Origin of the sequence: Corynebacterium provencense (genome assembly GCA_900049755.1) — a bacterium.
Taxonomy (GTDB): Bacteria; Actinomycetota; Actinomycetes; order Mycobacteriales; family Mycobacteriaceae; genus Corynebacterium; species Corynebacterium neomassiliense.
Map to the genome: position 1 here is coordinate 1 of LT160592.1, position 12,890 is coordinate 12,890.

Here is a 12,890-nt window from a genome sequence, read left to right on the forward strand (position 1 = left end):
GTGGTGGCGTCGGCACCGCTGTCGTCACTGCCGCACGCGGCGAGGCCGAGTGCGAGTACACCGGCGGCGCCCAGGGCCGCCGCCCGACGGAGGACGGTGGAGGCGGGGAAGTTCAGTTCAGAGGTCACAGTGGTTTCCTTTACTGGGTCGATGGTGGGCAGTCCGGTGATCCGGTGATCACACGGGGGTGACAGAGAGGGTGCGGTGGGGAAAGTCAGTCGCCGTTTCTGCGCAGCCGGGCGATGAGCATCACGAGGACACCCGCGAGAACGAGGACGCCGACCACACCGAGGGCGGGACCCGCCCAACCGGGCAGGCCGTTGTCCGCGGACTCAGAGGACTCAGACTCCCCGGGCGTCGCCTCTGTGGAGCCGGATCCCGTGGATTCCGTGGTCCCCGTGGCGGAGGACGCCGCGGTGCCGGTAGACAGCGTGAACTTGTAGCTGCCCCGGGTGGCGTGGCCGTCGGAGGAGGTGATCTGGTACCCGACCGTGTACTCACCGTCGGTGAGAACCTTGTCCGCCGGAATCTCCACGGTGAGGATGCTCCCGTCCAGTTCAGGGGTCTCAGAGATGATGACCTCACCGTCCCTGGACAGAGCCACAGTGTCATAGGTTCCGCGTGGCGGGGCCGAGAACTCGAGGCGAATCTCCCGGGGAGCGGTGTCCAGCACCGCACCGTCGGCTGGAGTTGCCCCGACGAGGGCGTCATGTGCGGACGCCGCAGGCAGCAGGTCTGCTCCGGCACCGGTCACTGCCGGGGCGAGGAGCAGTGCTCCTGCGAGGAGGGGGGCCGCTGCAGCGCGGTAGAGACGGGTCATGTCTTCCTTTCCTCGGGGACGGTCGGTGCCGGCATCCGAAGGTTCGGGACCGCCGGTACGCACCCGGTCCACTAGTCGGACACGGGCCTCGGGGAGTTCCCGGCTGGATCACGGAAAGTCAGGTCAGGGGTAGGGGGCACCCCCGCTCCTGTGGGGTCACCGGTCAGCCTACCTTCGCGCCGACAGGGGGCAGAAACACCTGGTAGGCGGGATGGACGACTCAGGATCCCCCGGCGGCCCGCCGACGCGCACCGTGAGTCCTACGGTGATGTCACCCCCGTGCCCGGAGGTGTCTTCCCCGTTCCCGGCGCAGCAGACACGCCGAGCTGCCGAGGAGGGGACCTCTGCAATAAAAGAGAGGGCCCCACCTTTCGGTGGGACCCTCCGGACGTGGAGCGGATGACGAGACTCGAACTCGCGACCCTAACCTTGGCAAGGTTATGCGCTACCAACTGCGCTACATCCGCAAAGCGGTCGGAAAACCGACCAGAGCCAGGCCCGCAGGGGCCTGTTCGTGCGCGATACTGGGATCGAACCAGTGACCTCTTCCGTGTCAGGGAAGCGCTCTCCCGCTGAGCTAAACGCGCGGGACCGGAATACTCGCCCACCCGGCAGAGACCGGGTCGGAGAGTGGAGCGGATGACGAGACTCGAACTCGCGACCCTAACCTTGGCAAGGTTATGCGCTACCAACTGCGCCACATCCGCAAAGCGGTCGGAAAACCGACCAGAGCCAGGCCCGCAGGGGCCTGTTCGTGCGCGATACTGGGATCGAACCAGTGACCTCTTCCGTGTCAGGGAAGCGCTCTCCCGCTGAGCTAAACGCGCGAGTTGCGAGGTGGAAACGGGAATCGAACCCGTGTACACGGTTTTGCAGACCGTTGCCTAAGCCACTCAGCCATTCCACCGTGGCGTTTCCGCCTCGTTCGGACACCGACCCTACCTCCCGGTAACCCGGCGGCAAAATCAGTAACCCTGAGCGGATGACGAGACTCGAACTCGCGACCCTAACCTTGGCAAGGTTATGCGCTACCAACTGCGCCACATCCGCACGCCCCGGCTGTCCGGTGCGGGTTTGAACTATAGCTGACCGGCCCACGGGCCACAAACATGCAGGTAACCATCCGACCAAGGGCAGCGCGTACGCCTGTCACGGCCGAAGTTCATCACATCAGTGTGATTCACGGGTCCGCACCCGGAGCAGTCCGACCGGACACCCTGCCCTGTCCCCTGCCCTGTCCTCTGTCGGGATCCCCGGATGACCCCCTGCCTGCCTCCCGCCGTATCCACCCTGGGACGGCATCGGGTCCCCCACAGGCCTGTGACAGGCCGATTTGTACTCCGCCCGGGGACGGGTGCTAGATTGGCACCCGTTCACGAGAGTCCCTTAGCTCAGTGGAAGAGCGTTCCGTTCACACCGGAGAGGTCGCTGGTTCGAACCCAGTAGGGACTACAGGTCGGTACGCCGCCCCCGAGGTATTCCGGGGGCGGCGTACTCGTATGTGACGGGGTCTTCCCCGCAGGGTTTCCCGGGGCACCTCTCAGGAGTTTCCTCTCCCGGAACACCGGTGCCCGCCTGCCTCCGTCAGTGCCCGTCTGCCTCCGTCAGTGCCCGTCTGTGCCGGTCACTGACCGGCGCCGCCACCCCCGGCAGGTGGTGTCATCACACCTCCCCCCACCTCCGTGACGCTCCCGTGGCCTGAACCTGCGTCCTCCGCAGGTAGCATTCAGACCGTGACTGCCACGACGACTACCCACAGCCCTGCCCCAGGAGACCCCGCTCCGGAGTCCGGACCCGGGAGGTTCTCCAGGATCCTCACCCGAGCCGCCTGGCCACTGGCCGTCATGACGGTTCTCCACCGGGTCATCATCACACCGCACAACGAACACCCCACTGACGACTTCACCACCGTCTGGTCGGCACTGCACCGCTTCGTCACCGGAACCGCCGTCTACGTCGAGGACTACACCAACGACGACCCCCACTACCTCTACTCTCCCGGCGGCACGCTACTGCTCAGCCCGCTGGGCATGGTTCCCTCCGGAGTCGGCCGCAACGGGCTCATCCTCGCAGACGCCGTCGCAGTGATCCTCGCCCTGGCCCTGCTGACTCTGCTGGTACGGCGCAGGCTCACCGGACCGGTCCTCCCCGTCGCCGTCCTGGTCTTCTTCGCTTCAGAGACGGTGACGAACACTCTGCAGTTCTCGAACGTCAACGGTCTCCTCTTCTTCCTCGAGGTCGTGTTCCTGTGGATGCTGCTCGTTGACCGTGGACAGGCACCGGTGAACCTCCTGGCCATCACCGGACGGTCCGACCGTGGAACCGCAGCCGCCGCAGGTGCCCCGGACGCCCCGCCGAGGTGGGCCGGAATTCTCGGCGGGGTGGCACTGGGACTGGCGATCACCGTCAAGCCGCAGTTCGTGGTCCTGCTCTTCCTCCCCCTCGTACGCAGGCAGTGGAGGGTGCTCGCCTCCGGTGTCGGCGTCCCCGTCGTGATCACGGGGATCGGCTGGTTGGTCGTCCCGGACACGGACAACTACGTCAACGTTCTTCTGCCCTATCTCGGTGAAGTCAGGGACTACGCGAACTCCTCCCTCGCGGGCGTAGGCGCCCACTACGGCTGGTCCTCCCTGCCTGTGCTGGCGCTGCAGGCCGTCGCAGCCCTGTGCGTCCTCACCGCCGTCCTCGGACTGCTGTGGTGGCGCGACTCGGATCCGTTCATGTGGGCGGCCACGACGACTTCTGTCCTGCTCACCGGTGTCTTCCTGGTCAGCTCCCTGGGGCAGCTGTACTACACGATGATGCTGATCCCGGTGTTCTTCACCGTCCTGTGCCGTCGGTCGGTGATGCACGGGACGTTCATCTGGTTCGGCGTGTACCTCACCCTCACCCTCGACGACTGGTACTCCGACAGGTGGCCGGGCATCGGAGAGATACTCCACTACAGCCTCGGGACGGTGGGCTGGTCTATCCTGCTTGTCGCTTCCGCGGTCTGTGTGGCCCGGTGGCTGGCGGAACGTCGACGGTCAGGACAGGACACCGGCCCCGGTGCTCTCCTGAGGGATCTGCTCGCCGCGCCACGGCACGGTTCGGCGGAACGCGCTAGAACTGACGGGGACAGCCCGGAGAGTTCCGGGACCCCGATCCGACAGTGAGGCACCCGCGATGACCGATTTCCAGTTCGAGGATTTCTCAGCTCTCACCGACGACCAGTGGCGGGAGCGGCTTTCCCCCGACTCCTACCAGGTACTGCGCCATGCGGCGACAGAGAGACCGTTCACCAGTGAGTACACCGATGATGAGACGGAGGGGGTGTACGTCTGCCGTGGCTGCGGGACCGAACTGTTCCGGTCCACCGAGAAGTTCCACTCCCACTGCGGGTGGCCGTCCTTCTTCGACCCGGCGGATTCGGACGCCGTGATCGAGAAAGTCGATGATTCCCTGGGGATGCGCCGGACCGAGGTGATCTGTGCCACCTGCGGCGGTCACCTTGGCCATGTCTTCGCCGGTGAAGGATTCGACACTCCCACTGACCTGCGGTACTGCATCAACGGACTGGCCCTCGAGCTGCGACCGGCGCATCAGGACCGGTAGCCCGGCCCTCTTCCCCCGGCCCCCTCCCCTCCCGGGACGGCGTGTCCGGGAACTCCCCGGGGTCCGGCACGCCCCCAGGGCGGCCGATCAGGGCAGTTCGGTGATGAACGAGGTGAGGTTCCCGGCGTCCCCGTTGACCCTCCGACCCGTGAAGAACGGGATCTCCTCACGGACGTGACGACGGGCCTCTGTGTACCGCATCTTGTACATCAGGTCCACGATCCTGTCGAGAGCCGGGGACTCGAAGGCGAGAATCCACTCGTAGTCACCCAGCGCGAACGCCGGCACCGTGTTCGCCCGGACCTCGTCGAAGCCCCTGGCGGCCATCCCGTGCTCGGCGAGGATGGTCCTGCGCTCCTTGTCCGGGAGCAGGTACCACTCGTAGGAACGGACGAAGGGGTACACGGCGATCCAGTCGCCGGGCTCCTCCCCCATGATGAACGACGGCAGGTGGGACTTGTTGAACTCCGCCGGACGATGGAGCGCCGAGGCCGACCAGTATCCGTCGCAGACCTGTCCCAGACGCGTCTCCCTGAGGAACCGGCGGTAGGCGCGCTGCAGGTCCTCGAACTTCTCCGCGTGCCACCAGATCATCAGGTCTGCCTCCGCCCGCTGCCCGGTGATGTCGTAGACGCCCCGCACCGTGAGTTCCTCGTCATCGTAGGACGCGAGGAACTCGCCGAACTCTGCTGCGACCGAGGCACGGTCGGCGTCGTCCGTGGGCAGTTCACCGTGGCGCACCGTGAACACCGACCACATGGTGTACTGGAGCTTCTCGTTCAGCGCCTTGAAGTTGATCTTTGACATGTCTCTCCTTGAGTTCTCGGGTACTTTCCCACTGAATGTGCTGTCTCGTCCTGTGTCTTGCCTGGAATTTCCGAACGCCTTCCGGGGTGGGACCCCGGGCCTGCGGGCTCAGGAACCGGAGAGGTCGGCGACGATCTTCCGGGCGGCGTCCCGCCCCGAGTCCGCGCACGCCGGAACGCCGACGCCCCGCATGACCGCTCCGGCCAGTGCGATGCCGGACACCCCGTCCAGGTCCGCGCGGACCCGGTCCATGTGGTCGAGATGGTTCTCCCCCAGGCAGGGAAGACCTCCCCACCAGCGTTGGACGAAAGTCTCCACCGGGGATGCGGTGAATCCGGAGACGGTACGGAGATCCTCAACGGCGTAGCCGATGAGTGTGCGGTCATCTGCCTCGACCATGCTGGAGTCCGCGAGAGTGCCGAAGCTGGCGCGCACGAACGCTCCCCCGCGTCCGGCCAGGTGCGGCCATTTGCGCGATGAGAAGGTGAAGGCTTTCGCGTGCACGGTGGCTCGGGTGGCGAAGTCGGTTCCGAGGAGAACGCCGGTGGTCTCCGGGAGACCGTTGTCGGTGTCGAACCGCATCCCGACCACGGCGGAGCTCGCCAGCTGCACCGTCGACAGCAGTTCGGCCGCGCCGGGGGCCACGGTCCCCAGCAGGACGGATGCGGTCGGTGCGGGGGTGGCGACGACTACTGCGTCGACCTCCCCCACCGGCTCGAGCCAGAACCGGCCCCGCCAACGGGACACAGACTCGACCTGGGTGTTGAGCCGGATGTCGGCGTCGGCGTCCTCGGCCAGGGCACGGACGAGTTCCCGATAGCCGCGGGCGAAACTGTTGAACACCGGAGTGGGTGCCTCTCCACGGTCGGCGGCCGCACGCGCGGCGTCCTCCCTGAGGGCGAGCAGGTGGGACACCGCGTCCGAGAGACGGACCGCCTCTCCCCGACCGGCGAGGTCGTCGAAGGTCTCCGCGAGTGCGGGGACGGTGGCGCGCAGTCCGAGTGCGTCGGCGGAACTGGAGTACACGCCGCCGAGCATCGGGGAAACGAGCTTTTCGACGATCTCCCTGCCGTAACGGGACCGGACGAGTCCGCCGACGTTGACGTCGTCACCGGGCGTCCACGGCAGAGGTTCCGCCGTCGCTTCGGCGTCGACGGCGGCCGCGGCGTCAGCCCCGACGACGTCGGCGACATCGGCACCGCGTGCCGGGATCCCCATCACGGTGCGTCGGGGGGCCGGTACCAGTCTGCCGTCGACATAGAAGCAGCTCCGCAGACCTGACGGGACCCTCAGGTCGCCTCCGAGGCCGAGTCCGTGGACCAGTTCCGCCAGTCCTGTCCGGCGGGTGAGGAATGCTTCGGCACCCATGTCCACCGGGCCGTCGGCGAAGTCGACGGTCTTCAGTTTGCCGCCGAGACGGTCATAGGCCTCCAGGACGATGATCCTGGCTTCGGGGCCGAGCCGGTGGCGGAGTTCCCTGGCTGCGGTGAGTCCGGACACTCCTCCACCGATGACAGCCACCGTCGGCACGCCGGCTCCGGGTGTGGTGGTGTTCCGTCCGCCGGTCGGCGGTTGTGTACCGGTCACAGTGCATGCACCTCGGCAAAAGCGCGGGTGATGGCGTCCGGGTCCGTCTCCGGGAGCACACCGTGGCCGAGGTTGAAGATGTGCCCCCGGGCGTCGCCTGCGGCGATCGCGGCGTCCGCCTCGGCACAGATCCGGCGGACGTGCTCCGCCACGACCCGGGGTTCGGACAGCAGAACGGCGGGGTCGAGATTGCCCTGGACAGCCACAGGGGCGGGCAGCCCTTCGCTGCGGAGGGTCGCGGTGACGCGCGCCGCGGCGACGTCCAGGGGGGTCTTCCAGTCGACCCCGATGATGTCGGGTCCGACGGCGGCCATCTCGCCGAGGAGTTCGGAGGTGTTGACCCCGAAGTGGATCATCGGTACCCCGTAGGGGCGTACCGCGTCGAAGATCCGGCGGGAGTAGGGGGCGACGAACTCGCGGTAGTCCCTCAGCGACAGGAATCCCGCCCAGGAGTCGAACAGCTGCAGGGCGTCGATACCGGCACCGAGCTGGGTCTGGAGGAACGTGATGACCGTGGCGGTCAGTTTCTCCATGAGGGCGTGCCAGGTCGCGGGTGCCGAGTACATCAGGGACTTGGTCACACCGTGGTTCTTCGAGGGACCACCTTCGACAATGTAGGACGCCAGGGTGAACGGTGCGCCGGCGAAACCGATGAGCACCTGGTCGTCCCTCAGTTCCGGCAGCACCCCGCGGATACCTTCGACTACGGCGGCTAGCTGGTCTGGTTCGACCGTCGGCAGGGCGGCGACATCGGCGTCGGTGCGGACAGGGTGCTCCAACACCGGGCCGCGACCGGGGACGATGTCGACGGCGACGCCTGCGGCCTTGAGGGGGACGACGATGTCGGAGAAGAGAATGGCGGCGTCCGCGTCGTGACGGCGGACCGGCTGCAGTGTTATCTCGGCGAGCATGTCCGGACGGAAGCAGGAGTCGAGCATGTCGACGCCGGTACGCAGTTCCCGGTACTCGGGCAGGGACCTGCCCGCCTGCCGCATCATCCACACCGGGCGACGGGACGGGGTTCCTCCTGCCGCAGCAACGAGGAAGGGTGCGTCCGCGGAGGCGCGGCGGGCGGACGCTGCGGCTGCGGTTCCGACGGAGGTTCCGGCGGGCGGGGGCGTTTTCGGGGAGGTCGGCAGAGTCACAGTCACCGATTATGCCCTGCCCGGCGCCCCTGCCGGTATCCCTCCGGCACTGCGGGGGGAATGTCACGCCCGGGGGTACGGTGACCTGCGGCGCGCCTGCCGCCGGGAACCCGGCCGGCCGGTTAGGGTGACCGTTGTGAGCTCCGACCTCCCGACACCACCCCGGACCGGCGGTGACCCCGCGGCTTTCAGTGCTGCCGTGGCGTCCATGGATTCCGCCGTGCCGCGCCCGGGGATTGAACTGGCGGACATCCGGCCGCCGAAGAAACTCGCCCCGTTCAGTCACGCCGTCGGCCTCGGCGTCGTCCGGGATCTCCCCGGCTCCGGGGCTGGTGCAGGGGCAGCAGCAGGTGCAGAAGCCCCCGCCGGTGAAGGGGATGCCTTCGGCCGGCTGATTCTCCTGCACGACCCGGCGTGGGACGAAGGCCCCGGGCTGATGCGGGTCGTCAGCTTCCTGCAGGCGGACATGGACGCCGCGACCGTCAGTGACCCGCTGCTGCCCCAGGTCGCCTGGGAGTGGCTGACCGACGGCCTTGACGGCCGCCTCACCGGTGACACCCCCGCCGTCGACTACCGCGATCTCAGGGGGACGGTGACTGCGACCACCTCGGTACGGCACGGGGACATCGGTGGTCCTCCCCTGGCCTACCAGCTGGAACTGCGGGCGTCCTGGACGGCGACGGACACTGACCTGGCATCCCACGTCCGCGCCTTCGCCGAGGTCCTGGCCATGGTCGCCGATCTGCCACCCACCGGGGTGGCGGCACTGCCCCGCCGGGGAGGACACTGAAACCGTGCACACCCCCGACGGTCCCCGGTTCCTCTCCTCCCCCAGAGAAGGCCTGCCGCCCCTGGCTGACTCCCCCTCGGCGGTGTCCGAGGCTGCCGACGCCCTCGCCTCCGGCACCGGTCCGGTGGCCGTGGACACCGAACGCGCCTCAGGTTTCCGTTTCGACGACCGGGCGTGGCTGGTGCAGCTGAGACGCACCGGGGCGGGAACCCACCTGGTCGACCCCGCCGCCGTCCCCGACGCGGACCGGCTGCTCGCACCGGTGATGAACTCCACCCCGTGGGTGCTTCACGCGGCGCACACGGACCTCCCCGCACTGACCTCACTGGGCTGGCATGCCCCGGAACTCCACGACACCCAGATCGCCGGAAGGCTGCTGGGCTACGGCCAGATCGGTCTGGCCGGCATGCTGGAGGAGCTGCTGGGTGTCACCGTCGCCAAGGACAAGGGGCGGGAGGACTGGTCACGGCGTCCTCTGACAGAGGACCTGCTCACCTACGCGGCCCTCGACGTCGAACTGCTCACCGAACTGCTGGACACTGCCGTGGCACAGCTGCGCCGCCGCAGCATCGAAGAGGGCACGGACCGGATACTGTGGTACCGGCAGGAGTGCGAGCATGTGCGCACAGACTGGTCCCACCCGGTCACGGTGCCTGACTGGACCCGGTTGCGCGGTATCGGAGCAGTACGCGATCCCCGGGGTCGTGAGCTGGCCCGGAGACTCACCGAGATCCGTAACAGGGTCGCCCGGGACCTTGACACGCCCCCGGAGAAGGTCCTGGCCTCCTCCCTCATCGTCGAGCTGGCACGTTCCCCGCAGGACGCCGAAGATGTGCTACTCTCCCGCGGCACCGGGGGCGGCCGTGTCAGGCCCCCGCGGAGTGCCCGCGGAGGTCACGGGCGCAGGCCTCCGCGACCCATGCCCAGGATGTCCCCTGACCTGCGGTCCATGCTCCTCCACGGCGTCCGTGACGCACTTTCGGCCGATCCCGGCGAGCTGCCTCCCCGCCCCGAGCAGGTCCGTGGGGTCCCCGACCACCGAACCTGGTCACGTGACCATCCTGTCGCCGCCCGACTGCTGTCCGGGTTCCGCGACGCGGTGGACACCCTGTCCGGGCATCTCGACCTGGACCCGTCCGAACTGCTGGTCAGCCGGTCGGTCCGGTCGCTGGCGTGGAAGGTCTCCACGTCCCTGTCTCCGGGGCCCGCCGGGCCGCAGGACGATCCGGTCGGGTGGGCGGAGGAACTGGTGGGGGGACTGCTCGTCGGGGAGGACGCCAGACCGTGGCAGATCGACCTGCTCGTCCCTGTGTTCGTCCCCGTTGTCGACACGGTGATGGTCGACACTGAGACGGCCGACACGGTGATGGTCGACACTGAGACGGCCGGTGACTGACCCCGGACTCAGCCGGTGACATCCGATCTGCCCGGCCGGTGAACCCGTGAGGCCCACCCGGTGACCCGGCGTGCCACCGAGACTTCGTCCAGGTGCATGTCAGCGAGAACCTCGGCCCGGCTGCCCTGGGCCGGGAACACCTCCGGAAGAGCGAGATAGCGCACCGGGGTGTCGATTTCGGCGTCCACCATCGCCCGGTGCAGCCGCTGGCCTGCACCCCCGTGCACGACATTGTCCTCCAGGGTGACGACAAGATCCGCCCGCGAGACCAGGCGCAGCAGTCCCGCCGGTACCGGGGTGACCCACACCGGGTCGACGACGGTGGCGCGGTGCCCGGCGCCGGCGAGAGCCTCTGCCGCCGACGCCGCCTGCGCGGTCAACGCCCCGTAGCTGACCACCACCACGTTCAGGCATCCTGCACCGGCGACGTCGGGCCGGGTCTCGACGAGGACGTCGTAGTCGGTCGTGGTGCGGACGACAGGGACATCGGCCGGGACCGGGCCCCTGGGGAAACGGATCACGGTGGGGCCCGGCCCTTCACCGCCGGTACCGGCTGCACCATCGGCAGCATCGACAGCTCCGGTCGGAGACTGTGTCCGCCCCAGGGTTCGGTCGAGGACCCGGACCAGTGTCCCGGCGTCCCTCGGCGCGGCCACCCGTATCCCGGGGATGACACCGGTGACTGACAGGTCCCACACCCCGTTGTGGCTGGGCCCGTCGGGACCGGTCACCCCGGCCCGGTCAAGCACTACCGTCACCGGCAGGTGCAGCAGAGCGACATCCATGAGCAGCTGGTCGAAAGCCCTGTTGAGGAAGGTCGAGTAGACGGCGACGACCGGGCGCAGACCACCGAGCGCAAGTCCCGCGGCCGAGGTCACGGCATGCTGTTCCGCGATTCCCACGTCGAAGGTACGGGCGGGGAACTCCGCTGCGAAGCGGGACAGGCCGGTAGGACCTGCCATCGCGGCCGTGACCGCGACAATGTCCTCGTCGGACTCACCGAGTCTGACCAGTTCATCGGCGAAGACGTCGGTCCAGCCCCGGGGCGCCGGGGCATGGCGGCCGGTGTCGGGGTCGATCACCCCGGTGGAGTGGAGGTGGTCGACCGTGTCGTTGACTGCGGGGGCGTAGCCGTGACCTTTCTCCGTCATGGTGTGGACGATCACCGGTCCCCGGAAGTCCCGGGCCTGCCTCAGGGCGTCCTCGATTGATTGCTGGTCATGACCGTCGACCGGGCCGATGTAGGTCAGTCCCAGGTCCCCTGCCAGTTCCCTCGCGTCCCTTGCACCACCTGTGTCGCCGCCGTCAGTCCCGCCGGGTCTCCTGCCGCGGGTGATCCCCCGGATCAGACGCAGTGCCCTGTCCTCGAGTCCCTCCGGTGCGCCGGGTGCGCCGGAGGCGCCCGGGGCACCGGAGACGACTCCGTCGCGGCGGGCTGCAAGGTTACGGGCCAGTCCACCAACCGTCGGGGAGTACGAGACCCCGTTGTCGTTGACCACGACCACGACCGGTCGGTGGGCCGCGGAAATGTTGTTGAGCGCCTCCCATGCCATGCCTCCGGTCAGGCCACCGTCACCGATGACCGCCACCACCGTCCTGTCCTCCTGGTCCGTCAGCCCGAATGCCTTCGACAGTCCGTCCGCGTAGGACAGGGACGCCGACGCGTGTGAGGACTCTGTCCAGTCGTGCGGACTCTCCGCCCGCGCCGGGTAGCCGGACAGTCCGTCACGCTGGCGCAGGGTGTCGAAGAGGTCGCGGCGTCCCGTCACGATCTTGTGCACGTACGACTGGTGGCCGGTGTCGAAGATCACCGGGTCGGACGGCGAGTTGAAGACCCGGTGCACCGCCAGGGTCAGTTCCACGACGCCGAGATTCGGCCCCAGGTGCCCCCCCGTCGCCGACACCTCACGGATGAGGAACTCCCGGATCTCCTCGGCGAGCTGCCGCACCTCCGGGAGATCCAGGGCCCGCAGGTCGGCCGGTGACCGCACGGTCCGGAGAATCGACATGCCGGTCACCTGTCTCCCGGTGCCACGTCCCGCACGTAGTGGACGAGCACCTCGACGTGGTGGGTCAGACCGAAGGCGTCGGCGACGACCACCGACTCAGGCCGGTAACCGGCCGCACAGAGATCGGCGGCATCCCTGGCCGCGGTCGCCGGATCGCAGCCGATGTGGAGAATATGTTCGGGGGCCCGGGTGGTGACCTCGGTGAGGATCTTCCTGCCCGCACCGGTCCGGGGCGGGTCCAGCACCACGGCGAAGGGGTTCCGGGGTTCTGTGCCGGTCAGGGTGTCAAGCTTTCCGAAGGACGCCGCGACATCACCGGCGATGAAGGAGACCGGGCGGCCCTCCAGGGCGTCACGCCCCGCGGTCGTCGCCGAGGACGCGACGTCGACGCACGCGACCTGAGCACCGGGCAGGGCTTCGGTGAGGGCTGCAGCGAACACTCCGGCACCACCGTAGAGGTCCCAGGCGGTCGCCTGTTCCGGTACGTCGGGTGCAGCCGCCGACAGAGTGGCGGTGATCCACTCACTGTAGAAGGCCGGTGCCTGCAGGTGTGCCTGCCAGAACGCTTCGACGGGTACGGTCCAGGTCACTGCGTTGACAGTGTGGGTGACTGTTCTTATTTACAACTAGATTTGTGTAAGAGACAAACACCCACCTGTCACCCTCGTCCCGCGGGCCCCAAGCCTTTGTCAGCACGTGCCCGTGGGACAGGGAGGGCGCCCCGTGGGAGGGCTCGGTCTAT

At 68.2% G+C, this 12,890-nt stretch carries 10 protein-coding genes and 7 tRNA genes; 5 read left to right on the plus strand and 12 right to left on the minus strand.

Features of this window, described 5'->3' with window-relative positions:
* Positions 1-214: 214 nt before the first annotated feature.
* The 7 genes from BN3906_RS00005 to BN3906_RS00035 all read right to left on the minus strand — a co-directional run bounded on the left by BN3906_RS00005 (position 215) and on the right by BN3906_RS00035 (position 1,870).
* On the minus strand, positions 215-820 hold the full coding sequence (locus tag BN3906_RS00005; protein ID WP_066585571.1) for a copper resistance CopC family protein: 606 nt from the start codon (positions 818-820) through the stop codon (positions 215-217).
* 391 nt (positions 821-1,211) lie between these two features.
* Positions 1,212-1,287: transfer RNA gene (locus BN3906_RS00010), tRNA-Gly, on the minus strand.
* A 48-nt stretch (positions 1,288-1,335) separates the two neighbouring features.
* Positions 1,336-1,407 (minus strand) — tRNA-Val (locus tag BN3906_RS00015).
* Between the two features lie 44 nt (positions 1,408-1,451).
* Positions 1,452-1,527 (minus strand) — tRNA-Gly (locus tag BN3906_RS00020).
* Positions 1,528-1,575: 48 nt separating this feature from the next.
* Positions 1,576-1,647: transfer RNA gene (locus tag BN3906_RS00025), tRNA-Val, on the minus strand.
* An 8-nt stretch (positions 1,648-1,655) separates the two neighbouring features.
* Positions 1,656-1,727 (minus strand) — tRNA-Cys (locus BN3906_RS00030).
* A gap of 70 nt (positions 1,728-1,797) precedes the next feature.
* A tRNA-Gly gene (locus tag BN3906_RS00035) sits at positions 1,798-1,870 on the minus strand.
* Positions 1,871-2,200: 330 nt separating this feature from the next.
* On the opposite strand from BN3906_RS00035, the gene BN3906_RS00040 reads away from it, so the two are divergent.
* The 3 genes from BN3906_RS00040 (at position 2,201) to msrB (ending at position 4,414) form a co-directional block, all read left to right on the plus strand.
* A tRNA-Val gene (locus tag BN3906_RS00040) sits at positions 2,201-2,272 on the plus strand.
* 281 nt (positions 2,273-2,553) lie between these two features.
* The gene (locus BN3906_RS00045; protein WP_261796782.1) at positions 2,554-3,975 is read left to right on the plus strand and encodes a glycosyltransferase family 87 protein; all 1,422 of its coding nucleotides are present in this window, start codon (positions 2,554-2,556) and stop codon (positions 3,973-3,975) included.
* A gap of 10 nt (positions 3,976-3,985) precedes the next feature.
* The gene (gene msrB, locus BN3906_RS00050) at positions 3,986-4,414 is read left to right on the plus strand and encodes a peptide-methionine (R)-S-oxide reductase MsrB (RefSeq protein WP_066582820.1); all 429 of its coding nucleotides are present in this window, start codon (positions 3,986-3,988) and stop codon (positions 4,412-4,414) included.
* Between the two features lie 87 nt (positions 4,415-4,501).
* On the opposite strand, the gene hemQ is transcribed toward msrB, so the two are convergent.
* From hemQ to hemE, 3 genes are all read right to left on the minus strand, one after another.
* The gene (gene hemQ, locus BN3906_RS00055; RefSeq protein ID WP_066582821.1) at positions 4,502-5,221 is read right to left on the minus strand and encodes a hydrogen peroxide-dependent heme synthase; all 720 of its coding nucleotides are present in this window, start codon (positions 5,219-5,221) and stop codon (positions 4,502-4,504) included.
* 108 nt (positions 5,222-5,329) lie between these two features.
* Positions 5,330-6,808, minus strand: coding sequence for a protoporphyrinogen oxidase (gene hemG, locus BN3906_RS00060; RefSeq protein WP_078056979.1), 1,479 nt, complete (start codon positions 6,806-6,808; stop codon positions 5,330-5,332).
* On the minus strand, positions 6,805-7,953 hold the full coding sequence (gene hemE / locus BN3906_RS00065) for a uroporphyrinogen decarboxylase (RefSeq protein ID WP_078057180.1): 1,149 nt from the start codon (positions 7,951-7,953) through the stop codon (positions 6,805-6,807). Before hemE ends, hemG begins: the two co-directional genes overlap by 4 nt.
* Before the next feature lie 136 nt (positions 7,954-8,089).
* Between hemE and BN3906_RS00070 the strand changes: the two genes are divergently transcribed.
* Entirely contained in the window at positions 8,090-8,743 is a 654-nt protein-coding gene (locus BN3906_RS00070) for a DUF3000 domain-containing protein (protein ID WP_261796783.1), read from the plus strand.
* A 4-nt stretch (positions 8,744-8,747) separates the two neighbouring features.
* Positions 8,748-10,139, plus strand: coding sequence for a ribonuclease D (locus tag BN3906_RS00075; protein ID WP_066582823.1), 1,392 nt, complete (start codon positions 8,748-8,750; stop codon positions 10,137-10,139).
* Positions 10,140-10,147: 8 nt separating this feature from the next.
* On the opposite strand, the gene BN3906_RS00080 is transcribed toward BN3906_RS00075, so the two are convergent.
* Both BN3906_RS00080 and BN3906_RS00085 read right to left on the minus strand, forming a co-directional pair.
* Positions 10,148-12,148, minus strand: coding sequence for a 1-deoxy-D-xylulose-5-phosphate synthase (locus tag BN3906_RS00080; protein ID WP_066585594.1), 2,001 nt, complete (start codon positions 12,146-12,148; stop codon positions 10,148-10,150).
* Positions 12,149-12,153: 5 nt separating this feature from the next.
* Complete coding sequence (locus BN3906_RS00085) at positions 12,154-12,738, minus strand: class I SAM-dependent RNA methyltransferase (protein WP_066582824.1); 585 nt, start codon at positions 12,736-12,738, stop codon at positions 12,154-12,156.
* Between the last annotated feature and the right edge of the window lie 152 nt (positions 12,739-12,890).